Here is a 25020-nt window from a genome sequence, read left to right on the forward strand (position 1 = left end):
TGGCAACGGCCCCGAGCCCAAGAATCTGTGGCAGACCGGGAAAATTTCCCGGGTATAACAATAACCGCAGAGGTAGCCGTCATGACTCATCCCGCACGTCGCCAACCCTTCGCCGTGAGCCTGCTGCTCAGTGCCATGCTGCTGTCAGGTTCGGCCTTGGCCGCCGTGACCGATCAGGAAATTCTCCAGGACCCGAAGAACCCGCAGCAGGTCGTGACCAACGGCCTGGGCGTCCAGGGCCAGCGCTACAGCCCGCTCGACAGTCTCAATGTCAATAACGTCAAGGATTTGCGCCCGGTCTGGGCGTTCTCCTTCGGTGGCGAAAAGCAGCGCGGTCAGCAGGCCCAGCCGATGATCAAGGACGGGGTGATGTACCTCACCGGTTCCTATTCGCGGGTGTTCGCGGTGGATGCGCGCACCGGCAAGAAACTGTGGCAGTACGATGCGCGTCTGCCTGATGACATCCGTCCCTGCTGCGACGTGATCAACCGCGGCGTGGCGCTGTATGGCGACCTGGTGTTCTTCGGCACCCTCGACGCCAAGCTGGTGGCCTTGAACAAGGACACCGGCAAAGTGGTGTGGAGCAAGAAGGTGGCCGACCACAAGGAAGGTTATTCCATCAGCGCCGCGCCCATGGTGGTGAACGGCAAGCTGATCACCGGTGTGGCCGGTGGCGAATTCGGCGTGGTTGGCCAGATCAGCGCCTACGATCCGAAGAATGGCGAACTGCTGTGGACCCGCCCGACGGTGGAAGGCCACATGGGTTACGTCTACAAGGATGGCAAGGCGGTCGAGAACGGTATCTCCGGTGGCGAGGCGGGCAAGACCTGGCCGGGCGATCTCTGGAAAACCGGCGGCGCGGCGCCTTGGCTGGGCGGCTACTACGACCCGGAAACCAACCTGCTGCTGTTCGGCACCGGCAACCCGGCCCCATGGAACTCCCACCTGCGACCTGGCGACAACCTCTATTCGTCGTCGCGCCTGGCCCTGAACCCGGACGACGGCACCATCAAGTGGCATTTCCAGAGTACGCCCCACGACGGCTGGGACTATGACGGCGTCAACGAGCTGATCTCGTTCAACTACAAGGAAGGCGGCAAGGACATCAAGGCGGCAGCGACTGCTGACCGTAACGGCTTCTTCTACGTGCTCGACCGCACCAACGGCAAGTTCATCCGCGGCTTCCCGTTTGTCGACAAGATCACCTGGGCCACCGGCTTGGACAAGGACGGGCGGCCGATCTATAACGAGGCCAGCCGTCCGGGCGCACCGGGCAGCGAAGCCAAGGGCAGTTCGGTGTTCGTCGCCCCGGCCTTCCTCGGTGCGAAAAACTGGATGCCCATGGCCTACAACCAGGACACCGGCCTGTTCTACGTGCCGTCCAACGAATGGGGCATGGACATCTGGAACGAAGGCATCGCCTACAAGAAAGGCGCGGCGTTCCTCGGGGCCGGGTTCACCATCAAGCCGCTGAACGAGGATTACATCGGCGTGCTGCGGGCCATCGACCCCAAGACCGGCAAGGAGGTCTGGCGCCACAAGAACTTCGCGCCGCTGTGGGGCGGGGTCCTGACCACCAAGGGCAACCTGGTGTTCACCGGCACGCCTGAAGGGTTCCTGCAGGCGTTCAACGCCAAGACCGGGGAAAAGGTCTGGGAATTCCAGACCGGCTCCGGCGTGCTTGGCTCGCCCATCACTTGGGAAATGGACGGTGAGCAATACGTCTCCGTGGTTTCCGGCTGGGGCGGTGCGGTGCCGCTGTGGGGCGGCGAGGTGGCCAAGCGCGTGAAGGACTTCAACCAGGGCGGCATGCTCTGGACCTTCAAGTTGCCGAAAGAGCTTGTCGCCAAGCGCTAAAACCTGCCAGGACCCGTGGCGAGGGAGCTTGCTCCCGCTGGAGTGCGAAGCGCTCCCGATTCTTGGCGACTGCTTCGCAGCCGAGCGGGAGCAAGCTCCCTCGCCACAAGGGCCTGCGCTGGCCTTGAACTTGCGCCAATCGCTTGAAACCTACGACCAAATAACGAGAGAGCCCCCTGCCAATGACGCATTCGTCCACGGCACGGGGCTCTCTACCATCGGCCTATCGCCTGTCCCGTGACAGGCATCGACCAGGCAGAGGCCCCATCATGATCTACGCACAACCCGGAACCCCAGGCGCCGTCGTTTCCTTCAAACCGCGCTATGGCAATTTCATCGGCGGCGAATTCGTCGCGCCGGTCAACGGTGAGTACTTCACCAACACGTCCCCGGTCAACGGCGAAGTCATTGCCCAATTCCCACGCTCCAACGCCGCCGACATCGACAAGGCACTGGATGCCGCCCATGCCGCCGCCGACGCCTGGGGCAAGACCTCGGTGCAGGACCGCTCGCGGGTGTTGCTGAAAATCGCTGACCGCATCGAGCAGAACCTGGAAGTCCTCGCCGTCAGCGAGACCTGGGACAACGGCAAGGCCGTGCGCGAGACCCTCAATGCCGACGTGCCGCTGGCAGCCGACCATTTCCGTTACTTCGCTGGCTGCATCCGCGCCCAGGAGGGTGGGGCGGCCGAGATCAACGAACTGACCACCGCCTATCATTTCCACGAGCCGCTGGGCGTGGTCGGGCAGATCATCCCGTGGAACTTCCCGCTGCTGATGGCCGCCTGGAAACTCGCTCCGGCCCTGGCCGCCGGTAACTGCATCGTGCTCAAGCCAGCCGAACAGACGCCGCTGTCGATCATGGTCTTCGCGGAACTGATCGCCGACCTGCTGCCGCCCGGGGTGTTGAACATCGTCCATGGTTTCGGCCGCGAAGCCGGTGAAGCCCTGGCCACCAGCAAGCGCATCGCCAAGATCGCCTTCACCGGCTCCACTCCGGTGGGCTCGCACATCATGAAGTGCGCCGCCGAGAACATCATCCCGTCCACCGTGGAACTGGGCGGCAAGTCGCCAAACATCTTCTTCGAAGACATCATGCAAGCCGAGCCGGCCTTTATCGAAAAGGCGGCTGAAGGCCTGGTGCTGGCGTTTTTCAACCAGGGCGAAGTCTGCACCTGCCCATCTCGCGCCTTGGTGCAAGAGTCGATCTACGTGCCGTTCATGGCCGAGGTGATGAAAAAGATCGCCAAGATCAAGCGCGGCAACCCGCTGGACACCGAAACCATGGTCGGCGCCCAGGCGTCCGAGCAGCAATTCGACAAGATCCTGTCGTACCTTGAGATTGCTCAGCAAGAAGGCGCCGAGCTGCTCACCGGCGGCGCTGCCGAGCGACTCGAGGGTGATTTGTCGAGCGGCTATTACATCCAGCCGACGCTGCTCAAGGGCCACAACAAAATGCGCGTATTCCAGGAGGAAATCTTCGGCCCGGTGGTGGGCGTGACCACCTTCAAGGACGAAGCCGAAGCCCTGGCCATCGCCAACGACACCGAGTTCGGCCTCGGTGCCGGCCTGTGGACCCGCGACATCAACCGCGCCTACCGCATGGGCCGGGCGATCAAGGCCGGTCGCGTGTGGACCAACTGCTACCATCTGTACCCGGCCCATGCCGCGTTCGGTGGCTACAAGAAGTCCGGCGTGGGTCGTGAAACCCATAAGATGATGCTCGACCACTACCAGCAGACCAAGAACCTGCTGGTGAGCTATGACATCAATCCGCTGGGCTTCTTCTAACCCTGGGGGATAACAAGGCAGTTGCAGGGACCCTGTGGCGAGGGAGCTTGCTCCCGCTGGGCCGCGAAGCGGCCCTTTCCTTGATGCACATATTGATTGTGTGGCTGCTATTTTTGGGGCTGCTGCGCAGCCCAGCGGGAGCAAGCTCCCTCGCCACAAGTGCTCGCTGCTCCAGTAGTACCAACGCACCCCACCCACCGCTTCGAAAGTAGCATTCGAGCCCCAGGCGTGGCGTGCATTAATGACCTTGCCGGAATCGCCCGGTACAAGAAGAGGAAAGACCCATGTGGACTAAACCCGCGTACACCGACCTGCGTATCGGCTTTGAAGTGACGATGTACTTCGCCAACCGATGAGTGCCGGCCTGGCCTGAGGCGTTCAGGCCGGGCTACCCCATTGGTCTGATTGCAATCACGGTGGGATGCTTTAGGCTCAAGGTATTCCAGACAATAACAACAGGCTTACCGATGAGCCACGTCACTGAAAAGATGAGCCTCAGCCCGCTGCGCAAGTTCGTGTCCCCTGAAATCATGTTCGGTGCCGGTTGTCGGCACAATGTCGGCAACTACGCCAAGACTTTCGGCGCGCGCAAAGTGCTGATCGTCACCGATCCCGGGGTCATCGCCGCCGGTTGGGTGGCGGACGTCGAAGCCAGCCTCCAGGCCCAAGGTATCGATTACTGCATCTACAGCGCGGTCTCGCCCAATCCCCGGGTCGAGGAAGTGATGCTCGGCGCTGACCTGTACCGGGAAAACCATTGCGATGTCATCGTCGCGGTGGGCGGTGGCAGCCCGATGGATTGCGGCAAAGGCATCGGCATTGTCGTCGCCCACGGCCGCAACATCCTCGAGTTCGAAGGCGTCGATACCCTGCACGTGCCCAGCCCGCCACTGATCTTGATTCCCACCACGGCGGGGACGTCGGCGGACGTGTCGCAGTTCGTGATCATCTCCAACCAGCAAGAACGCATGAAGTTTTCCATCGTCAGCAAGGCGGCGGTGCCGGACGTGTCGTTGATCGACCCGGAAACCACCCTGAGCATGGACCCGTTCCTGTCCGCCTGTACCGGCATCGACGCCCTGGTGCATGCCATCGAGGCCTTCGTGTCCACCGGCCACGGTCCGTTGACCGACCCCCATGCGCTGGAAGCCATGCGCCTGATCAACAACCACCTAGTGCAGATGATCGCCAACCCGGCGGACGTCGCCCTGCGGGAAAAAATCATGTTGGGCAGCATGCAGGCCGGGTTGGCGTTCTCCAACGCGATCCTCGGGGCGGTGCATGCGATGTCCCACAGCCTGGGCGGTTTCCTCGACTTGCCCCATGGCTTGTGCAACGCGGTATTGGTGGAGCATGTGGTGGCGTTCAACTACAACTCGGCACCGGAGCGTTTCAAGGTGATTGCCGAGACCCTGGGCATCGATTGCCGGGGGCTCAATCACCGGCAGATCCGCGGCCGGCTGGTGGAGCACCTGATTGCCCTCAAGCGCACCATCGGTTTCCACGAGACCCTGGGCTTGCACGGTGTCAGCACGTCGGACATTCCGTTCCTGTCGCAACATGCGATGCACGACCCGTGCATCCTCACCAACCCTCGGGAGTCGAGCCAGCGGGATGTCGAGGTCGTCTATGGCGAAGCCCTCTGACGAGCAGCAAAAAGCCCTGGCCGGGCTGCTGGGGCTGGGCAATCACTCGACGCGCAAGAGTCACTACCCGGAACTGACGGCCCGTCTCGATGAGCTGGAACAGGCCCGCAAACACCTGCAACAACTCAATGACCAACTCGAGCAACGGGTGGCCGAGCGCACCGATGCGTTGCTGGAAGCCAACCACAACCTGCAGCAGCAGATTGCCCAGCGCGAGCAAATAGAGCAGCAATTGCGCGATGCCCGGGATGTCGCCCAGGCCGCCAACCGCAGCAAGGACAAGTACCTGGCCGCCGCCAGCCATGATCTGTTGCAGCCCCTCAACGCGGCCCGCCTGCTGATCGCCACCTTGCGTGAACGCCAGTTGCCTGCCGCCGAGCACGTGCTGGTGGAACGCACTCATCAAGCGCTCGAAGGGGCCGAAGACCTGCTCACTGACCTGCTGGACATTTCCCGGCTCGACCAGGCCGCCGTCAAGCCCGACCTGGCGCCGTATCGGCTGGATGAGCTGCTGGGGCCGCTGGTGTCGGAGTTTCAATCGGTGGCCGGTGCCGCCGGGTTGGAGCTGCGGGTGCGGTTTGGCGACGAAGCGGTGCTGACCGACCTGCGATTGATCAGCCGTATCCTGCGCAACCTGCTGAGCAATGCCTGCCGCTACACCAATCAAGGCGGCATTCTCCTGGCGGCCAGACGTCGGGGAGGGCGCCTGAGCCTGGAAGTCTGGGACACGGGACGGGGCATCGCGGCCGATTGCCTGGAGTCGATTTTCCTTGAGTTCAACCAACTGGACGTCGGCCGGGCGGCGGATCGCAAAGGCGTGGGCCTGGGGTTGGCGATCGTCGAACGCATCGCCCATATCCTCGGTTACCGGGTACAGGTGCGTTCGCGGCCGGGGCGGGGCTCGGTGTTCAGCATCGAGGTGCCGCTGTCCAGTGAAAAACCGCAACCCGTGTCCCAGGCCCCGGCCCAGGCGGTCGTCGGCAACCCACTGCCGGGGCGGCGTTTGTTGGTGATCGACAATGAACTGAGCATCTTGCAAAGCATGGCCGCGCTGTTGGGGCAATGGGGTTGCGAGGTGTTGACCGCCACCGACGAGGCGGGCGCCATTGACGTGCTGCGAAACCGCGCGCCGGAGTTGATCCTGGCGGATTTTCACCTGGATCATGGTGTCGTCGGCTGTGAAGTGGTCAAGCACCTGCGCGAGCATTTCCACCAGGCAATCCCGGCGGTCATCATCACCGCCGACCGCAGCGACCAGTGCCGCCGCGCCCTGCGCAAGCTGGATGCTCCGTTGCTCAACAAACCGGTCAAGCCTGGCAAGTTGCGGGCGGTGTTGAGTCAGATCCTCGGATAGGTTGGCGCTGTAGGAGTTGCGTAGGAGCTCCTACACGGGTCACGCACAGTTCCTACGCGAATGGTTACCAGGGCCATTAAAATGCCGTCATTTGGTCGGCGTTTTTGCCAAGAATGTAAAAATGCGCTTCGGTCTGTTTATTTCCTTATGTAAACTCCCCCCGCTGCGACAATCGGGCACGGCCACGCCAGGCCCGATGAGCACCGTTTGCAGCGTCCCTCACCCAGCTGAAGCCAAGACCTACAAGAAGTCAGCGCCGGAGAGACATAAACGAGAGGCCGACGAATATGCTCGGCCCTGTAGGTCCATCCTCCAGTCCGTCTCGATCCATCCCCCAGCATTGCTGGCCGTGGATGTGATCTATCCTTGATCAGGACCGGTGGACGGAATGGCGTTCATCCTAGGGATACACACATGTTGAAGAAAACACACACGGCGCTACTGGGCCTGGCGATGGCGATGGGTCTTGCGACCACGCACGCCGCCGAGCCAAAAAAAGTGGATGTCTTGCTCATTGGTGGGGGCATCATGAGCTCGACTCTCGGCGTCTGGCTCAATGAGCTGGAGCCGGGCTGGACCATGGAAATGGTCGAGCGCCTGGACGGTGTTGCCGAAGAGAGTTCCAACGGTTGGAACAATGCCGGTACTGGTCACTCTGCACTGGCCGAGCTGAACTACACGCCGGAAGACAAGAATGGCAAGGTCGAGATCGTCAAGGCCATCGAGATCAACGAAGCGTTCCAGATCTCCCGTCAGTTCTGGTCCTGGCAGGTCAAGAACGGTGTGCTGAAGAACCCGCGCTCGTTCATTAACTCCACGCCGCACATGAGCTTCGTCTGGGGTGATGACAACATCGCGTTCCTGAAGAAGCGCTACGAAGCGCTCCAGGCCAGCCCGTTGTTCGCCGGCATGCAGTATTCCGAAGACCCTGCACAGATCAGCAAGTGGGTTCCGCTGATGATGCAAGGGCGTGACCCGAGCCAGAAAGTCGCGGCCACCTGGAGCCCGTTGGGTACTGACGTGAATTTCGGCGAAATCACCCGCCAGTTCGCGACTTACCTGCAAACCAAGCCGAACTTCTCCCTCAAGCTGTCCAGCGAAGTGGAAGAAATCACCCGCAACGAAGACGGCACCTGGCGCGTTTCGTACACGAACCTGAAAGACGGTACCGAAACCGAGACCGACGCCAAGTTCGTGTTCATCGGCGCTGGCGGCGGTGCGTTGCACCTGCTGCAGAAGTCCGACATCCCGGAAGCGCGTGAATACGCCGGTTTCCCGGTAGGTGGTTCGTTCCTGGTCACCGAAAACCCGACCGTCGCCCAACTGCACCTGGCGAAGGCGTATGGCAAGGCTTCGGTGGGCGCACCGCCGATGTCGGTTCCGCACTTGGACACCCGTGTGCTCGATGGCAAGCGCGTGATCCTGTTTGGCCCGTTCGCAACGTTCTCCACCAAGTTCCTGAAGAACGGTTCGTACTTCGACCTGCTGACCAGCACCACCACCCACAACGTGTGGCCGATGACCAAGGTCGGTATCGAACAGTACCCACTGGTCGAGTACCTGGCCGGCCAACTGATGCTGTCGGACGAAGACCGCTTCAACGCGCTGAAAGAGTACTTCCCGGACGCCAAGCAGGAAGACTGGCGCCTGTGGCAGGCCGGCCAGCGCGTGCAGATCATCAAGCGTGACGAAGAGAAGGGCGGCGTGCTGAAACTCGGCACCGAAGTGGTCGCGTCCCAGGACGGCAGCATCGCCGGCCTGCTGGGCGCCTCGCCAGGCGCCTCGACTGCCGCACCGATCATGCTGACCGTGCTTGAGAAGGTCTTCAAGGACAAGGTCGCCAGCCCGGCCTGGCAGGAAAAACTGCGCCAGATCGTGCCGAGCTACGGCACCAAGCTCAACGATAGCCCTGAGCGCGTAGCCCAGGAATGGGCGTACACCAGCGAAGTCCTGCAACTGGACACACCGCCGCTGATCGGCAAGCCTGGCGCCCCCGTGGCACCGGCCAAGCCGGGCGCTGCTCCGGAGGCCAATCCAGCGGCTGACATGGCGCTGTAAGCCGGACGCTGTCTGAAGTCGTACAAAAAACGCCGCTCAAATGAGCGGCGTTTTTATTGGGCGCTCGGTTAACCCCTAATGTGGGAGCGGGCTTGCTCGCGATGGCGATTCATCTGAACAGGTGATGTTGGATGTGCCGCCGTTATCGCGAGCAGGCTCGCTCCCACAGGGGGCAGACTTGACCACAAGCCTTCTATTCGCCGCGAATCCCTTGTGGGAGCGAGCCTGCTCGCGATAGCGGTGGGCCCGCCAACATCAATGCCCGATCTGCGAAAGGTCTGCCCCATCCTCTGCGCACACCTGTCGAAACCGCGCGTCAAAATCCTCCGCCAACTGCGCCAGGGTAATTGCTCCCAAACGCTTGAGCAGCAACGCCTGGGCCTCATCGAACGCATCCGTCAGCGCGCCATTCACTGCCTGTTCCACCAGGCATTGCGGATGATCGGTGGACAGGCCAATGGCGAAGATCGACGTGCTGCCCAAGGCTTGGTGGATGTCCAGCAAGGTCATCTCCGACAGCGGCTTGCTCAAGGTCCAGCCGCCACGATGGCCTTTTTCCGACGTGACATACCCCTGTTCCTTGAGCAGCGCCATGGTCCGGCGCACCACCACCGGGTTGGTGCCCAGCATTTGCGCGAGGGTGTCGGACGTGGCCGATTGTTGGTGGCGATCCATGTGGATCAAAACGTGGAGCATGCGGGACAGGCGGGTGTCGGTTCTCATGAGCGTTGCAGCGTTCCGTGGCGAAGACCGGCCCGAGTATCGCCTGTAATTGCAAAAGTTACGAGATCGTTGACAGGCGCTTTTCAAGGAACTTACGATGTGTCGAGATTTCATCAATTCCGCCGGACCACCCAGGAGATTGATCATGCACTACGACGTCATCATCGCAGGCGGCAGCTACGCCGGGATGTCCGCAGCCCTTCAATTGGCCCGTGCCCGCCGCAAAGTGCTGGTCATCGATGCCGGCCAGCGGCGCAACCGGTTCGCGGCCAGCGCCCATGGTTTTCTCGGACAGGATGGCCGCGCCCCCGGAGACATTGCCGATGATGCCCGCCGCCAGCTGTTGGCCTACCCGACGGTGGAATGGGTATCGGCTACCGCGAGCAAGGCCAGCCAGGAGGCGGGCGGCTTCCTCGTGGAGAGCCATGACGGGCAACGCTACAGCACCCAGCGGCTGTTGTTGGCCTCCGGGGTCATCGATGAGTTGCCCGACGTGGAAGGGCTGGCGCAGCGCTGGGGCAAAAGCGTCTTCCATTGTCCGTATTGCCACGGCTATGAACTGGAACAAGGTCCCATCGGGGTGTTGGCGACCTCGCCGATGTCGCTCCACCATGCCTTGATGCTGCCTGATTGGGGGCCGACGACATTCTTCACCAATGGCGTGTTCGAGCCCGACCTTGAGCAACAGGACAGCCTGGCCCGACGCGGCGTAACCCTGGTGCCGGAGCGTGTCGAACGTATTGAAGGCGACCGGGCCGACGTGGTGCTGGCGGACGGACGGGTGATCGCCATTGACGGCTTGTTTGTCTTGCCACGCATCCAGGTGGCCGGTTCACTCGCGGCGTCCTTGGGCTGTGCTTTTGAAGACGGCCCGCTCGGGGCGTTCATCCAGGCCGACCCGATGACGCGTGCAACCAGCGTCCCGGGTGTTTTTGTCTGTGGCGATGCGGCGATGCCGTTCGGCTCAGTCGCGTTGGCGGTCGGCGATGGGGTGAGGGCGGGCTCCGGGGTGCATCGTTCGCTGATCTTCGATGCGCATTGAAGCCGGCCCTTGAGCGTTATACCTGTACCGCGCCGGTTGCCACGGCAAAGGCAAGCATCACCAGGCTGACGCCCCAGGCCCAGAAGAACGTATAGGTGATGTGCTTGCGCAGCTCCACCCCGGACAACGCCAGTGCTAGATAGACGCTGGGCACCACCGGGCTGATGGAAAAGCCAGTGTTCTCCCCGATCAGCATGGCCCGGGCCACGGCTTCGAGAGGAACACCCGCCGCGGCGGCCACGTCCTTGATCACCGGAAGCAGGGCGAAATAATAGGCGTCCGGTGAAAAGATCATGCCCAGGGGCACGCCGAAGAAACCGACGATCACGTGCAGGTATTGGGCGGATCCCGCCGGCAGGATATCGATCAGTGCCAAGGCCATCCCGTCGGACATCTTCGCGCCGGAGAGCACGCCCAACAGGACGGCAGCGGCCATCATCACCAGGACCATTTGCAGCGCGTCGGCCGCATGGGCCTTGAGGCGTTCGGCCTGGGCGTCCAGGGACGGGAAGTTCAAGGGCAGGGCGATGCCCAGTCCCACCATGAAACAGGCGTACAGGGGGAAAATACCGGTGAACAGGCACACCAGGATCCCAGCGGTCAGCGCCACGTTCAGCCAGTAGCGCAGCTCTCGGGGCGAGAGGCTGAATTCCCGGTCCTGGGGTTGCAGGCCGTCGAGGTCGCACGTCGCCGCCGCCCCGAGGGACATCGGTTGGCGACGTTGGGCGCGCAGGCCCAATACGGTCGCGACCAGCAGCATGCACGCCAGGCCCACCATCTGCACCGGCAGCAATCCTAGCCACAACTGCGTGGCATCCAGCCCCGACACCGCGGCGGCCCGTGCGGTCGTGCCGCCCCAAGGGACCATATTGATGACACCGGCGGTAGTGCCGACCAGGCACAACAGCATCGCTGGGCTCATGTTCAGGCGTTTGTACAAGGGCAGCAGGGCCGGGATGGTCAGCAAGAACGTGGCGGCGCCGACGCCGTCGAGGTGAACCACCGACGTCACCAATACCGTTACCAACGCCACGGCCAACGGCTTGCCGCCCGTGCTGCGGATCAGCAGATTGACCAACGGATCGAACAGTCCGCGGTCACGCATGATGCCGAAAAACAGGATGGCAAACAGAAACAGTGCGGCGGTCGGGGCCACTGTAATCAGGCCGGCCTTGATGAACTCGCCGATCTGTCCGAGATTGAAACCGGCCAGTAGGCAAACGACCACGGGAAGGGTGGTGAACGCCACGACCGGACTGATCCTGCGCAGCAATATCAAGCCGATGATGGCGAACATCATCAGGAAACCCAGGGTTGTAATCATGTTGCAGCCTCTCTTTTTATTGTTGTCGGATGGTGCGCGGGCGGTGGCTCGGTCAGCCTTGCGGGCCTGGCAAACGCAAGGCCAGCAGCAGGTAACTCAGGCTTTTGCCGTGACGGTCAAGACCGCAACTGCGGTTCACCCCACCCTCCAGGGCGTCCTCAAGTACGAAATTCAATGCGTTCAGGTTCGGCAGCTCATAGCGATGCACCTTGGAGGGCTGGCGCGTCGCGAATTGCTCGGCCACCCGGGCGCAGGTCAGTTCCCGTAGCAGCCAGGGGTAGTGGGCAGGATCGTGGGGAAACAGGGCGATGCTGAGAATGTTGCCTTTGTCGCCAGCACGGGCATGGGCATAGTCAGCGAGGGTGACCAGGTTCATCAATACCACTCCAGGGTTGTGTGGATTTCATTTCGCGGCAGCAGGAAGCTGCGAGTGGTGACGGTCTCGGCGAGGTGCCGGCGCACGCCACCGCCGCCCGCGGGCCCGTTGGTATAGAGCGACTCAACCTCCGCCAGCAGCGCTTCCACCAACAATCGGTCGGTGTGGGTCAAGCCGATGCGCACGCGCACATCCTCCAGGGAAGGCGCCTGGGCCAGTTGCTTTTGCAGATAACGACCGCCCTGGTCGTTGAAAAGGCTGGCTACCCCGGACAGGTCGATCCAGGGCTGTATTCCCGGTGCCAATTGGTCAAAACGTTGCAGCAGGATCTCCCGCGCCAGCGCGGCACGCGCCACGGCACCGGGGCCTGCGTAGGAGATTTCCGCCTCGCCGAACCACAGGCCGCGCACCCCCGCCAGGCCCTTGAGCGTGTAGGGACGTGGATGGCCAAGCAGGCCACTGATCTCGACACGGTCCCCACCCAAATCTTCTACGCGAGCTTGGCCCAGGTCCAGCACCACATCTGGCGTCAGATAGCGTCGAGGGTCATGTACTTCGTAGAGGAGTTGTTCCTTGACGGTCTGTTCGCTGACCCGGCCACCGCTGTTGCGAGTCTTGCCGATGATCAGGCGGCCGTCCTGGTGAACCTCGGCTATCGGACAACCGAGATTGGCCGGGTCCGGAATGTCCTTTATCCCAGGATGGGCAAAGTAGCCGCCAGTAACCTGGGTGCAACATTCCAGCAGATGCCCGGCCGTGGTCGCGACGGCCATTTTCTGCCAATCGTCAGCCGCCCAACCCAGCCCATGGCGGATCGCCCCCACCGCCAGCGACGGATCCGCGACCCGGCCACACAGCACGATGCCGGCGCCCTCGGCCAACGCCTGGGCAATACCGTCGGCCCCGGTGTAGACGTTCACCGAAACGGGGTGCTCCAAGGGGGCCGATGACAACCATCGTTCGTAGCGGGGAGGCGTTTCCTCCAACAGGTCATCGCCCAGTACACAGGCGATTTTCAGCTCAGGGAAACGACCCGCCAACCCATGGCGCAGCCGTTGCGCCGCCGCCCGGGGATTAGCGGCGCCGCCGTTGGTGATGATCGGGATGCCGGCCTTGATGCACAGGTCGAGCATGGGTTCGAGGAAGTCGAACAGGCGGGCGGAGTAGCCTGTCTCTGGATCAAGTCGTTTGCGTAGCTGCGCCTCGGCCAGGGTCCGCTCAGCCAGTAGCTCCAGCATGATGTAGCGCTGGCCGCTGCGTTGCGCCAGGTCCTGGGCCAGGCGCAGGGCGGCGTCGGGTCGATCATTGGCGAAACCGGCGCCACACCCGACGAGAATTGTTTTTGTCATGTCCGAGTTCCACTGAAGGGTGACTCCATAGTGAAGGGGCTGGATTATTCTGTGAATTTTAAAGATAGAATCAATTGATCCAGTAATTTTATGAGCGAGCCATGAACGTTTCTTTTCGTCAGCTTCGTGCCTTCATCCTGATCGCCGAGACGTCGAGCTTTACCCGCACGGCAGAACAACTGCACCTGTCCCAACCGGCGTTGAGCTACAGCATTCGCAAATTGGAAGAGAGCATGGGCTTGCAACTGCTCGCGCGTAACACCCGCAGCGTCGAACTGACGCCCGCCGGTGAGCACTTCTTGCCCCAGGCCCGGCGCATGCTCCGGGACATGGACGATGCCGTGCGCGATGCTCGTGACACCCTCAACCTGAGCCGGGGCACGCTCCGGCTGGCGGCCCTGCCTACCGCCGCCGCGTCGTTCCTGCCGATCGCCATTGCTGCTTTCCAGCGTGAGAACCCGGGCGTGACGGTGAGCTTGCTGGATGGCCGCGCGGGGGAAGTCATGGGCTGGGTGCAGCGAGGCGAGGTGGACGCCGGCATCAGTTCGCTGCCTGACGATCTTTCCGGATTGAGTTTCGAGCGACTGCTGGATGACAACCTTGTGCTATTGAGCCACAAGGATCACCTGCGCGAAGGCCTGGACGACTGGAAGCGGCAGCCCTACATCGCGCTTACGCCCGACACCAGCATCCGTCCCCTGGCTGACGCTGCATTGCGCTATCTGAACGTCGATGCTTTTCCAGCCTGGGAGGTCGCGCACTTGAGCACCGCCACGGCGTTGGTGCGCGAAGGATTGGGGTTCTCCCTGCTGCCGGCCAGTTGCACGGCCGTGTTCAACATTGGCGAGCAGTGCACGGTCACCGCCATCGACCAGCCGGCGAAACGCTCGATTGGCCTGTTGCAGCGCAAGCCGGTGGCCCCATCACCTTCGTTGAGCCAGTTCATGGAGCATGTGCGGCAGGTGCTGCGGCAGGATGAGGTCAGCCATGGGTGCTGAGATTGATCAGGCACTGGCTATCGCGAGCAAGCTCGCTCCCACAGGGAGAGGGCGTTGAAAACGCTATTCATGAACACCACCAAATCCCCTGAGGGAGTGAGCCTGCTCGCGAAAAGGGTGGTTCAGCTTGCATCGATGTTGAATATGCCACCGCCTTCGCGAGCAAGCCCGCTCCCACATTGGCGGGTGGTGGAACTTGAGCGCATGACCGCCATAAATCCCCTGTGGGAGCGAGCCTGCTCGCGAAAACGGTGGTTCAGCTTGCATCGATGTTGAATATGCCACCGCCTTCGCGAGCAGGCTCGCTCCCACACTGGCTGGCGCTGGGACTTGATCGCATGGCCGCCAAAAATCCCCCTGTGGGAGCGAGCTTGCTCGCGATGGCACCGCTACTGCGGCGTGCCAAACATCGCCGTCCAATAGATCCCCGCATCGCTTTTCGGATCGGTCGCATACCCGGCGCCCAATTCGCGGAACTGCGGGTTCATCAGGTTGGCGCAGTGCCCTGGGCTGGCCAGCCAGCCATCCACCACCTTGAGCGCGGTGTCTTGTCCGGCGGCAATGTTCTCGCCGATCAATTGGCCCAGGTAGCCGGCCAGTTCGGCGCGGTCGCCGGGCGTGCGGTTGTCGCGGTCCTTGTGATCGAAGAAATTGTTGTTGGCCATGGCCCGGGTGTGCGTGACGGCGGCCAGGGCCAGGGTGGCGTTCCAGGCCAGCGGCGTGGTGGCGGCGAAGGCTTCGGTGCCGCAGCGACGCGGCTGGGCGCGGGCGCTGTTGATCAGCTTCAGCAGTTTCTGGCCCTCCGCTTGCCAATCACCCAGGCGCGCCGACAGCAACGGGCGCGCCAGCACGATGCGCCATTCGCGATCCAGGCGGCTGACGCCGATGTCGACGAACTGTGGGTCGAGCACCACCTGGCAGAAGCTTTCCTGCACGGCTTTCATGGCCGATTGCGCATCGCGCGGCCCGGACAGGCTGATGGCTTGCACGTTGACCATGGGATAGGCCGCCCGCGCCAGCGCCTGTTGCAGGTCGCCGATGCCATTGGCCGACAGGATCAGCCGGGAGTCCATCGCCAGCGGCGGCAGCTCCAACGAGGCCTGGCCGGCACAGCTTTGGGATTGGCTGCGGTAAAGGTTGATGGACTCGACCAGTTGCGTCTCTTCGGTGGCCGGGGCGCTGGTGGTGAACGCCAGGCCCAGCGACAGCACGACAAGACCCATGACGGATGAAATGGCACGCATGTAAATCTCCCTTGAGCGGACGGCGCCTATGATGCGCAATTTTTGCCCCGCCGGGGCAACGGTATTCACGCTCTCTTGAAATCCTTGGAACGGTACCGTTGGGCACCGTTCGGGACAATCCTCAAGTAGTGGGATCAGTTTTCAAGCGAATAAGTCCATTTCCGTCGTTTCAAGGCCATAAAAACCTCGATTATCAGCTCATCCAGTTACCCCCATCGACGTTATACGTCTGTGCCACCACGTATTCGCTCTCCGCCGAGGCCAGGAAAATCGCCATTCCGGTGAGGTCCTCCGCGGTGCCCATCCGGCCATAGGGTACTTGCTCCGCAACCTGGCGCTTCTTTTCCCCCAGCGGCAGGTTTTCGTGACGGGCGAACAGCGCGTCCACGCCATCCCAATGCTCGCCATCCACCACGCCGGGGGCGATGGCGTTGACGTTGATCCGATGCTTGATCAGGCCCAGCCCGGCGGACTGGGTCAGGCTGATCACCGCGGCCTTGGTGGCGCAATAGATCGCCACCAGGGGCTCGCCACGCCGGCCGGCCTGGCTGGCCATGTTGATGATCCGGCCGCCATGGCCCTGGCGAATCATCTGCCGCGCCGCCGCCTGCAGCGTGAACAGCGTGCCGGCGACGTTGATGGAAAACAGCCGTTCGTAGCTTTGTCGGGTGATGTCGACGATGGGCGCCAGGTCGAACAGCGCGGCGTTGTTGATCAGGATATCCAGCTTGCCCGCCCGGGCCACCACGGCCTCGATGGCCTGGTCGATCGACACCTGGTCGGTCACGTCCATTTTGACGGCGTAGGCGCAGCCGCCCAGTTCGATGGCGGTGGCCTGGGCTCGGTCAAGGTCGATATCAGCGATCGCCACGGTGGCGCCTTCGTTGATATAGGCCTGGGCGAATGCCTTGCCGATGCCACGGGCGGCGCCGGTCACCAGGGCACTTTTTCCTTCGAGTCGTTTCATGGGATTTTCCTGTCAGTCGAGGTAGTAGGGCGTCACACACACACGCTGTGGCGAGGGAGCTTGCTCCCGCTCGAGTGCGTAGCGCTCGCCGATGGGGGCGCTGCGCGACCCAGCGGGAGCAAGCTCCCTCGCCACAAAAGGCCGGTCATGGATAAGCCGATTACAGCAGCGCCCGTGGAGGAGGACAAACGCGGGGAGAATCGTGGGCTGATATTTTTTTAACGTCGCTGAACGTGACAGGCGCGGGTTAAAAAAGTACCAGAGGTCGGTCAGGCCGAGGCTGGCTAAGCGCTGCGCACTCAGCGTAAGGTGCCCGCTATAACGCTAAAAGAGGCGCGACATGCCTGATCACCGAACGCCCCTGTTCCAGCAGCGACCGGCCGAACTGGAAGTCATCCTGCCCGAACCCGAACACAGTTTTCGCTGGTACGAGCACGATTACCCGTACCCGCTGGCGCGCTGGAACCATCATCCTGAATTCGAGATCCACCTGATCCGCCAGGGCAGCGGCAAACTGTTGGCGGGCGACTACATCGGCCCGTTTGGCCCCGGTCATGTGGCGATGATCGGCCCGGATTTACCCCACGACTGGATGGGCGATCTGGCGTCGGGGGAATACTTGACCGGACGTGACGTGGTGTTGCAATTCGACGGCGCCACGCTGCTGACCTTGCGTCGCACCCTGCCTGAACTGGGGGATCTGCAGGGGCTGTTCGAACGAGCCCGCCGTGGCCTGGCCTTCGCAGGAGACACCGCACTGAGGGCTGCGCACCTGCTGGAAACCATCGGCCCGGCCCAGGGGCTGGCGCGATTGACGCTGTTCCTGGAGTTGCTCCACACCCTCAACCAGGCTCCCGGTGACGAGGTCCTGAGCCTGGCGAGCCCATGCTACGCGCCGACCCTCGACGCTCGCAGTTCCGAGCGTATCCACAAAGCCTTCGAGTACCTGCAAGCCGAACTCACCGGCGACCTGAGACTGTCGGTGATCGCCCGTCAATTGGACATGAGCGAGCCAGGCTTCTCGCGATTCTTCAAGCGCATCACCGGGCACGGTTTCATCGACCTGATGCGCAAGTTGCGGGTCCAGCGCGCCTGCCGCTTGCTGTTGCAAAGCGAAATGCCGGTGACCGACATCTGTTTTGAAGTGGGCTATAACAATCTCTCCAACTTCAACCGGCATTTCCGCATCGAAATGAACCAGACCCCCAGCGAGTATCGGCGGGGCGCTTTTCCCCTGTCTGACGGAGCCTGTCATGTTGAATGTCGTTGAACAGCCAACCAGTGCATTGTTGCGCCAACGGATGGAGAGGGCTGGTTGCGCCTTCGAATTCCTGGTGCTCGCGCCTGAGGCGCATGAGGCGCATGAGGCGGCTGACGAGGCGCTCCATCGCCAGGCCGTGGATCTGTTGTTCCAGCAGATCAAGGCCCAATGGCTGGAACGTCACCGCCAACTGACCCTCGATCCGCGCTATGCCGAGGTTGCGTCGCCCATCATGAATTGGGATCTGGACAAGGCTCTCGCCAAGCCGCTGAACCACGAGGAGGTGACCCGACTCATGCGCACCGACGTGGGCGAACACAATCAGCAGCCCTACGCCTTGTACGCGGACTTCTGCGAACCGCCCTATGGCACCCGTTTCAGCGACGACACGCCGCAAGCGCTGTTCAAGGAATGGCTCGACCTGCTCGGGCTCGAAGAAGGGGAGGATGTCGTGGTGTTGAGCTGGGTCGACAACTTCAACGTCAACTGGACCGCCAGCGACGAAGCCGATCCGGCACGGGAGCCCTGGAGCGACTATTTCGACGATGGCCTGGAGTGGTGGGGCGTCTGGTGCCTGAGCATCTGGAACCCCAAGCGCCGCACGCTCGCCGTGCTGGCTGCAAGTACGACGGATTGATCGGCCTGAACACAGACCTTAAAACCACCCGGGAACCCCTGTGGGAGCGAGCCTGCTCGCGATGGCGTCAGTCTGCCCGCATCGACGCCAACTGACCCACCGCCATCGCGAGCAAGCTCGCTCCCACAGGAGATTTGGGGCGGGTACAGATCGTGCGGCCATTCAGAAAACCCATGTGGGAGCGAGCCTGCTCCCGAAGGCGTCAGCACATTCGACATACATGCAAGCTGGCCCACCGCTTTCGCGAGCAAGCCCGCTCCCACAGTCGGTTCGGTGTTTAGTTTGGGAGCGTCCTTTGGTGCTTTTTCAACCGATAGGCGAACTGCGCCCGGCTCAGCCCCAGCGAGCGTGCGGCCGCCGCCAGGTTTCCGCTGCTCAGTTGCAGGGCTTCGTTGATCAGCCGCGATTCCAGCCCGTCAATGGAGAAGTCCGCGTCCAGTTGGCTGAGTGACCGGAGCAGCGCCGGTTTTTCTGCCACGTCGTTGCCGACCAGGCCCATGGTCGAGAGGCCGCCGAGGTGGTCCACGGAGTACGCATCCACCGGCAATTGCTCATTGCGAAACAGGTGGACCAGATCGATCGCCTGACCCTCTTCGCTGGCGATCAGGCCGCGTTCGATGAGGTTCTGCAATTCCCGCACGTTGCCCGGAAAGTCATAGCGCAACAGCACCTTCAAGGCGCGCATGGTCAGCCCCATCGGCGTGCGGCCGTATTCCTGGCAGAAGCGCTTGAGAAAGGCGTTGATCAACAACGGTATGTCGTCGCGACGCTCGCGCAGGGGCGGCAGGGCGATGGGGTAGACGTTGAGCCGGTAGAACAGGTCTTCACGGAACGCGCCGTCGGCCACGGCCTTGCGCAGGTCGATGTTGGTGGCCGCCACGACCCGCACATCGACTTTGATGCCATGGCCGCCGCCAACCCGTTCGATTTCCCGTTCCTGCAAGGCGCGCAGCAGCTTGCTTTGCCCGGCCAGGCTCAGGCAGGTGATCTCGTCCAGGAACAACGTACCGCCATGGGCGCGTTCGAAACGTCCGGGGCGTGAATGGGTGGCGCCGGTGTAGGCACCGCGCTCGACGCCGAACAGTTCGGCCTCGATCAGGTTGTCGGGGATGGCCGCGCAGTTGAGGGCGATGAACGGACCGTCACGGCGGCGACTCAGTTGGTGCAACTGGCGGGCGAACATCTCCTTGCCGACGCCGGACTCGCCGCTGACCAGCACGGTGGCGGGGGTCAAGGCCACCCGTTGCAAGGCCTGGGTCGCGGCGTTGAAGGCGGCGCTGGCACCGATCAGCGGCTGTTCGCTGTCCGGCAGCGGGGCGGTTCCGGCGACGTTGTCGGACTGAGTATCGGCGCGCGGAACGACCGTCGTCGGTGATGCATTGAGGTAGTTCAGGTCCTGCTCGATGTCACCCCATTGCTCGGCAGTCTTGCCGACGACTCGGCAGCGTTCATGACCCATGCCCCGGCATTCCACTTCGCGAAAGACCACCAGTTGCCCGAACAGCCCGCTGACGAAGCCGATGGCGTAGCCCAGTTCGGTCCAGCACACCGGATCCTGCCCGGTGCCATAGGCGGCGACATGTTCGTCGGCCTCGCAGGAGTGATGCCAGAGAAATTCCCCTTCATAGAACCCCGAGTCGGCGTCGAACTTGAAATGCAGCGGCTCGACCTTGGTCATGCCTTCGAGGGTATGCAGGTGCGTGCCGGCGCGGAACACCGCCGCGGCATCGGCGTGGGGCCAGCGTTCACGAATCAGCCGGGCGTCGCGGGCGCCGGAGGAATAGCCGGTGCGGGTGAGCATGCCGCGGGCCTGCTCCAGCCCCTGGCGCTCGATGATTTCCCGGCGCAACGCACCGAAGGAGGAACTGTGCAGCAGCAACATGCGCTGGTCGTTGAGCCAGATACGGCCATCGTCGGGGGAGAAAAACAGGCACGCGGTGAGCTCTGCCGTGGTGGGCGAACTGCTGTCGCTCAGCTCTTTGCTGTCGCCCCGTGGATGGAAATGCTCGGTGGCGATCCGGTCCGGCAACTGGCAGTGGGGATTATTCATTGTTATGCCCCTGATGACGCAGTGATCGAAATGATCACCTGGCGAGATAGTTATTAAGCATAACTTTATCAAATGAACAAGCGGCAGCTGGCCAACGGCCAGGACAGCGACGGCTCCCGCCCCGTCGTGTCCGGCGAAGAACCCTGAGCCAGAGCCCTGCGCCAGGTTTATCAAGGCCTGCGGGCAAAACCGGCACAGCGCTTGCTCAAGCACTTGCACGGCGTTTGCGTCGACACCGTCCAGGTGCGGCAAACGATGACAACAACAAAGAGCCGGGAGTGTTAAATGTCTGCATCCAAGAGCCACCTGTTGTCTCAGGTGATCGAGTCGGAATGTGTCTTCAACGGTGACTGGGTGCCTGCCTCGGGCCCGCTGCAAACGATCATCGAACCGGCCACCGGTGAGCGGCTGATGCGCTGTGCCACGGCCGACACCGCCGACATCGCCAAGGCCAGTCGCGACGCAGCCCTCGCTCAGCCGGCATGGGCGGCCCTGGGCCCGCGGCAACGGGCGGCGATCTTCCGCAAGGCCGCCGATGTAGCCGAGCAGTCCTTCGACGAACTGGCGTTGTACGTGGCCCGGGAGACCGGCGCTGCACTGTTCAAGGGACAGCACGAGGTACGCGAAGCCATCGTGCTGTTGCACCAGGCCGCCGGCCTGTTGTCCCAGGCCCATGGGGTGGTCTTGCCCAGCGAGGCGGGGCGCCTGTCCTATGCGCGGCGCCAGCCCCACGGCGTGGTCGGGGTGATTTCGCCGTTCAACTTTCCCTTGGTGCTGTCCATGCGCTCTGTCGCGCCGGCCCTGGCGGCGGGCAACGCGGTGGTGCTCAAGCCGGATCCGCAGACACCGGTGAGTGGCGGTTTCCTCATCGCCTGCTTGTTCGAGGCAGCAGGCCTGCCCAAGGGCTTGCTGCAAGTGTTGCCCGGCGCGGCGGATGCCGGTGAGGCGCTGTGCCGCGACCCTAACGTGCGCATGATCGCCTTCACCGGTTCCACCGGCGCCGGGCGCAAGGTCGCTGAAGTGGCCGGGCGCAACCTGAAGAAGGTCGCCCTGGAGTTGGGTGGCAAGAACCCGCTGATCATTCTCGAAGACGCCGACCTCGACCTCGCGGCTCGGAACGCAGCCTGGGGCGCCTGGCTGCACCAAGGGCAGATTTGCATGGCCACCGGCTTGATCCTCGCCCATGAATCCATCGCCGCCGAGCTGACCCGCAAACTGGTGGAAAAGGCCCAGGCCATGACGACTGGCAACGCTGCCCGGGAAGAAGCCGCGATGGGGCCGCTGATCAATCAGCGGCAGTTGCAACGGGTCCACGACATCGTCAGCGACACCGTGCTTGCCGGGGCTCGGCTGGAAGCGGGCGGCGACCACGATCGGCTGTTCTACGAGGCCACTGTGCTCAGCGGCGTGAAGCCGGGCATGCGTGCTTTCGACGAAGAGATCTTCGGGCCCGTGGCCACGGTGGTCAGCTTCGCCACCGACGACGAAGCCATCGAGTTGGCCAATCGCACCGAGTACGGCTTGGCCGCAGCGATCATTTCACCGTCGGTGGGCCGGGCCATGGCCATCGGTGAGCGGTTGCAGTGCGGCATGTTGCACATCAATGACCAGACCGTCGCCGATGAGTGCGTCAACCCGTTCGGCGGACGCGGCGCCTCGGGCAATGGCGGCAGTGTCGGCGGCCCGGCGGACTGGGACGAATACACCCAATGGCAGTGGGTCACGATCAAGGACACGGCGCCGGTCTACCCGTTCTGACCGGCCGTTTTTACCGGGCCCGATGAGCTGGGCCCGGCGAGTACACAACAATAAGAAGAGGACTCAACATGAAACTCGACAACAAGATTGTGCTGGTGACGGGTGTCTCGTCGGGTATCGGTGCTGCCACGGCGAGCTTGCTGCGTGCCCACGGTGCCCAGGTGATCGGCGTGGATCTCAAGGCGCCGCACATGACCCTGGACGGTTTTGTACAGGGCGACTTGAGCAGCGCCGAGAACATCGACCGTTTGCTGCCACAGCTGCCCGCCCGACTCGACAGCCTGTGCAACATTGCCGGTGTGCCGGGCACCGCCAATCCGCGGCTGCTGGCGCGGGTCAACTACCTCGGGCTGCGCCACCTGAGCCGTGCGCTGCTGCCGCGCATCAATGCGGGCGGCAGCATCGTCAATATCGCCTCGATCCTTGGCGCCGAATGGCCGCTGCGCCTGGAACAGCACAAGGCGCTGGCGCGCATCGAGGATTTCGCCGCCGCGCAAGCCTGGCTGGCCGACCACCCGGTGCCGGACCAGACCTGCTACCAGTACTTCAAGGAAGCCTTGATCGTCTGGAACTACCTGCAGGCCCAGCCCTGGTTCCTCGAGCATTCGGTGCGCATGAACAGTGTCGCCCCAGGCCCGGTGTTCACGCCCATCCTCGACGACTTCGTGAGCATGCTCGGCGAGGCGCGGACCCAGGCCGATGCCCACCGCATGAAACGTCCCGCCTACGCCGATGAGGTGGCGGCGGTGATCGCGTTCCTGTGTGCCGACGAGTCGCGCTGGATCAACGGCGTGAACCTGCCGGTCGATGGGGGATTGGCCTCTACCTACATCTGAAATGCGCACCTGTGGAAAGCGGCGCAAGCCGCGACCTGAGCGTGTTGGCTGCCAAAGCCATGCCCAAAAATAACAATAATGAGAAGCGTCCATGGATAACGTCAAAGAGAGCTTTCGTTTCAAGCATTGCGCGCTGTTCCTGGCGTTATGCAGCACCGGTGTGATGGTCGATCGGGTCGAAGCCATGCAAATGGACCTGGGTGACTCCGACTGGAAACTGCGCTGGGACAACACCATCAAGTACAGCCAGGCCTGGCGCCTGCAAGGGCAGGACAGCCGCTTGGTCAACGCGCCGACCGCCAACGGCCTGTACCCCTCGATCCAGAGCCAGGGTGACAAGAACTTCAGTCGCGGCCTGGTCTCCAACCGCCTGGACCTGTTCTCCGAAATGGACCTCAGCCGGCAAAACTATGGCCTGCGAGTGAGCGGCGCGGCCTGGTACGACGATATCTACAACCAGGACACCGACAGCAGCGAGCAACCGCATTTCCTCAGCGAAACCCGCGAGCTCCACGGTCGCGACGCGGAAATTCTCGATGCCTTCGTGTTCGTGCGCGGTGATCTGGGTGAAGACTCCCAGGGCGTGGCGCGCCTGGGCCGCCATAGCCTGATCTACGGCGAAAGCCTGTTCTACGGTGGCAACGGCATCGCCAATGCCCAGGGGCCGACCGACGTCGTCAAGTTGCTCAGCGTGCCGGGTACGCAGTTCAAGGAGATCCTGCGCCCGGTCAATCAGATCTCCGGGCAGTTGCAGATCAACCCGCAATTGTCCGTGGGCGCTTACTATCAGTTTGAGTGGGAGCGTTCCAACCTGCCCGGCGCCGGCAGCTACCTGAGCGACGTCGATGCCATCGGCTACGGCAGCGGTCCGCTGCGCGAAGTCTTTGGCAATGACACGGTGAATGGCGGCGACCTGAAACCGCGCAATTCAGGGCAGGGCGGCATGCAGATTCGCTTCAAGCCGAGCGGCACTGAGCTGGAGCTGGGTTTCTACGCGGCCCAGTATCACGATAAAGCGCCGATCGGGTTGTATGCCTACCTGGACGGTCCGGCGGCAGCGGCCACTGGCTTGCCGATCCTGGGTTCCTATCGTCAGGTCTACGCCGAAGACATCAAGACGGCCGGCGTCAGCTTCTCCACCGCCTATGGCCCGTTCAACTTTGCCGGTGAAACGTCGTTGCGCTGGAACGCGCCGCTGGTGAGCAACCTGCAAGTGGTGGCCCCCGGCGTGGAGGCCGATGGTGGCGACAATGAGTTGTTTGCCAGGGGCAAGACCGCCCACGCCAACCTGTCGGCGATTTACCTGTTATCGCCCACCGCGTTCTGGGACGGCGGTTCGGCCCTGGCCGAACTGGCTTGGAACCGCACCTTGAGCGTGACCAAGAACGCGGCCGCCCTGGATTCCAACACCACCCGCGATGCCACGGCGCTGCGCGTGCTGCTGGAGCCCGCGTACTTCCAGATTATCGATGGGATCGACCTGACGGTGCCGATCGGCATGGGGATCGTGCTCGATGGGCGCTCATCGGCCGTCAACAAATCCGGCTTCGGCAACACCCATTCCGGTGACTGGAGTGTCGGGCTCAAAGCCACCTACCTCCAACGCTGGGACGTCGGCCTCAATTACGTGAACTTCTTCGGCGCCCCGAAAGCCGGGCTGCGCGAGGACGGCAATTTCAGTTACGGACAGTCGTTGGCCGACCGCGACTTCGTCTCGCTCTACGTGAAAACCTCATTCTAATAAGGTGGA

Annotated in this window: 20 protein-coding genes; 13 read left to right on the plus strand and 7 right to left on the minus strand. The window is 62.8% G+C overall.

What is annotated here, in order from left to right; genetic code table 11:
- Positions 1 to 81 precede the first annotated feature (81 nt).
- The 6 genes from HU715_RS07335 (at position 82) to mqo (ending at position 8705) form a co-directional block, all read left to right on the plus strand.
- On the plus strand, positions 82 to 1857 hold the full coding sequence (locus HU715_RS07335) for a PQQ-dependent methanol/ethanol family dehydrogenase (RefSeq protein ID WP_186707618.1): 1776 nt from the start codon (positions 82 to 84) through the stop codon (positions 1855 to 1857).
- Positions 1858 to 2126: 269 nt separating this feature from the next.
- Positions 2127 to 3647 carry an acetaldehyde dehydrogenase ExaC gene (exaC, locus tag HU715_RS07340; RefSeq protein WP_186707619.1) on the plus strand — a complete coding sequence of 507 codons (1521 nt, stop codon included), beginning with the start codon at positions 2127 to 2129 and terminating at the stop codon, positions 3645 to 3647.
- A 284-nt stretch (positions 3648 to 3931) separates the two neighbouring features.
- Positions 3932 to 4003: a pyrroloquinoline quinone precursor peptide PqqA gene (gene pqqA / locus HU715_RS07345; protein ID WP_003243383.1), complete on the plus strand. Its 72-nt coding sequence runs from the start codon at positions 3932 to 3934 to the stop codon at positions 4001 to 4003.
- Between the two features lie 132 nt (positions 4004 to 4135).
- The gene (ercA, locus tag HU715_RS07350) at positions 4136 to 5293 is read left to right on the plus strand and encodes an alcohol dehydrogenase-like regulatory protein ErcA (RefSeq protein ID WP_186707672.1); all 1158 of its coding nucleotides are present in this window, start codon (positions 4136 to 4138) and stop codon (positions 5291 to 5293) included.
- Positions 5277 to 6647 (plus strand): hybrid sensor histidine kinase/response regulator, encoded by a 1371-nt coding sequence (locus tag HU715_RS07355; RefSeq protein WP_186707620.1) that lies wholly within the window; start codon positions 5277 to 5279, stop codon positions 6645 to 6647. The genes ercA and HU715_RS07355 overlap by 17 nt, the downstream gene beginning before the upstream one ends.
- A gap of 414 nt (positions 6648 to 7061) precedes the next feature.
- Positions 7062 to 8705: a malate dehydrogenase (quinone) gene (gene mqo, locus HU715_RS07360; RefSeq protein WP_186707621.1), complete on the plus strand. Its 1644-nt coding sequence runs from the start codon at positions 7062 to 7064 to the stop codon at positions 8703 to 8705.
- A gap of 255 nt (positions 8706 to 8960) precedes the next feature.
- On the opposite strand, the gene HU715_RS07365 is transcribed toward mqo, so the two are convergent.
- The gene (locus HU715_RS07365) at positions 8961 to 9428 is read right to left on the minus strand and encodes an Rrf2 family transcriptional regulator (protein ID WP_186707622.1); all 468 of its coding nucleotides are present in this window, start codon (positions 9426 to 9428) and stop codon (positions 8961 to 8963) included.
- Positions 9429 to 9573: 145 nt separating this feature from the next.
- Here HU715_RS07365 and HU715_RS07370 point away from each other — a divergent pair, with 145 nt between their 5' ends.
- A complete protein-coding gene (locus tag HU715_RS07370; RefSeq protein WP_186707623.1) occupies positions 9574 to 10470 on the plus strand; it encodes an NAD(P)/FAD-dependent oxidoreductase in 897 nt (298 codons plus the stop codon).
- 16 nt (positions 10471 to 10486) lie between these two features.
- Here HU715_RS07370 and HU715_RS07375 read toward each other — a convergent pair whose 3' ends face one another.
- The 3 genes from HU715_RS07375 to HU715_RS07385 are packed head-to-tail and all read right to left on the minus strand — an operon-like array spanning position 10487 to position 13519.
- Complete coding sequence (locus HU715_RS07375; protein WP_186707624.1) at positions 10487 to 11794, minus strand: CitMHS family transporter; 1308 nt, start codon at positions 11792 to 11794, stop codon at positions 10487 to 10489.
- Between the two features lie 52 nt (positions 11795 to 11846).
- Positions 11847 to 12170 (minus strand): AtuA-related protein, encoded by a 324-nt coding sequence (locus HU715_RS07380; RefSeq protein ID WP_003201468.1) that lies wholly within the window; start codon positions 12168 to 12170, stop codon positions 11847 to 11849.
- Entirely contained in the window at positions 12170 to 13519 is a 1350-nt protein-coding gene (locus HU715_RS07385) for an acyclic terpene utilization AtuA family protein (RefSeq protein ID WP_186707625.1), read from the minus strand. The genes HU715_RS07380 and HU715_RS07385 overlap by 1 nt, the downstream gene beginning before the upstream one ends.
- 101 nt (positions 13520 to 13620) lie before the next feature.
- Between HU715_RS07385 and HU715_RS07390 the strand changes: the two genes are divergently transcribed.
- Positions 13621 to 14517 carry a LysR family transcriptional regulator gene (locus HU715_RS07390; protein WP_186707626.1) on the plus strand — a complete coding sequence of 299 codons (897 nt, stop codon included), beginning with the start codon at positions 13621 to 13623 and terminating at the stop codon, positions 14515 to 14517.
- 389 nt (positions 14518 to 14906) lie between these two features.
- Here the strand turns inward: HU715_RS07390 and HU715_RS07395 are convergent, their stop codons facing one another.
- A complete protein-coding gene (locus tag HU715_RS07395) occupies positions 14907 to 15761 on the minus strand; it encodes a CAP domain-containing protein (RefSeq protein WP_186707627.1) in 855 nt (284 codons plus the stop codon).
- Positions 15762 to 15954: 193 nt separating this feature from the next.
- Positions 15955 to 16728 (minus strand): L-iditol 2-dehydrogenase, encoded by a 774-nt coding sequence (locus HU715_RS07400; RefSeq protein WP_186707628.1) that lies wholly within the window; start codon positions 16726 to 16728, stop codon positions 15955 to 15957.
- 340 nt (positions 16729 to 17068) lie between these two features.
- Between HU715_RS07400 and HU715_RS07405 the strand changes: the two genes are divergently transcribed.
- Together HU715_RS07405 and HU715_RS07410 are read left to right on the plus strand one after the other, a co-directional pair.
- Positions 17069 to 17998 carry a helix-turn-helix domain-containing protein gene (locus HU715_RS07405; protein WP_186707629.1) on the plus strand — a complete coding sequence of 310 codons (930 nt, stop codon included), beginning with the start codon at positions 17069 to 17071 and terminating at the stop codon, positions 17996 to 17998.
- Positions 17982 to 18626 carry a hypothetical protein gene (locus HU715_RS07410; protein ID WP_186707630.1) on the plus strand — a complete coding sequence of 215 codons (645 nt, stop codon included), beginning with the start codon at positions 17982 to 17984 and terminating at the stop codon, positions 18624 to 18626. The genes HU715_RS07405 and HU715_RS07410 overlap by 17 nt, the downstream gene beginning before the upstream one ends.
- A gap of 277 nt (positions 18627 to 18903) precedes the next feature.
- On the opposite strand, the gene HU715_RS07415 is transcribed toward HU715_RS07410, so the two are convergent.
- Entirely contained in the window at positions 18904 to 20676 is a 1773-nt protein-coding gene (locus tag HU715_RS07415) for a sigma-54-dependent Fis family transcriptional regulator (protein ID WP_186707631.1), read from the minus strand.
- Between the two features lie 285 nt (positions 20677 to 20961).
- On the opposite strand from HU715_RS07415, the gene HU715_RS07420 reads away from it, so the two are divergent.
- From HU715_RS07420 to HU715_RS07430, 3 genes are all read left to right on the plus strand, one after another.
- Positions 20962 to 22434, plus strand: a complete 1473-nt coding sequence (locus HU715_RS07420) for a benzaldehyde dehydrogenase (protein WP_186707632.1) — start codon at positions 20962 to 20964, stop codon at positions 22432 to 22434.
- 68 nt (positions 22435 to 22502) lie between these two features.
- Positions 22503 to 23270 carry a coniferyl-alcohol dehydrogenase gene (locus HU715_RS07425; protein ID WP_186707633.1) on the plus strand — a complete coding sequence of 256 codons (768 nt, stop codon included), beginning with the start codon at positions 22503 to 22505 and terminating at the stop codon, positions 23268 to 23270.
- 91 nt (positions 23271 to 23361) lie between these two features.
- Positions 23362 to 25011 (plus strand): DUF1302 domain-containing protein, encoded by a 1650-nt coding sequence (locus HU715_RS07430; protein WP_186707634.1) that lies wholly within the window; start codon positions 23362 to 23364, stop codon positions 25009 to 25011.
- Positions 25012 to 25020: the final 9 nt, after the last annotated feature.

Source organism: Pseudomonas zanjanensis (assembly GCF_014268745.2).
Lineage (GTDB): Bacteria > Pseudomonadota > Gammaproteobacteria > Pseudomonadales > Pseudomonadaceae > Aquipseudomonas > Aquipseudomonas zanjanensis.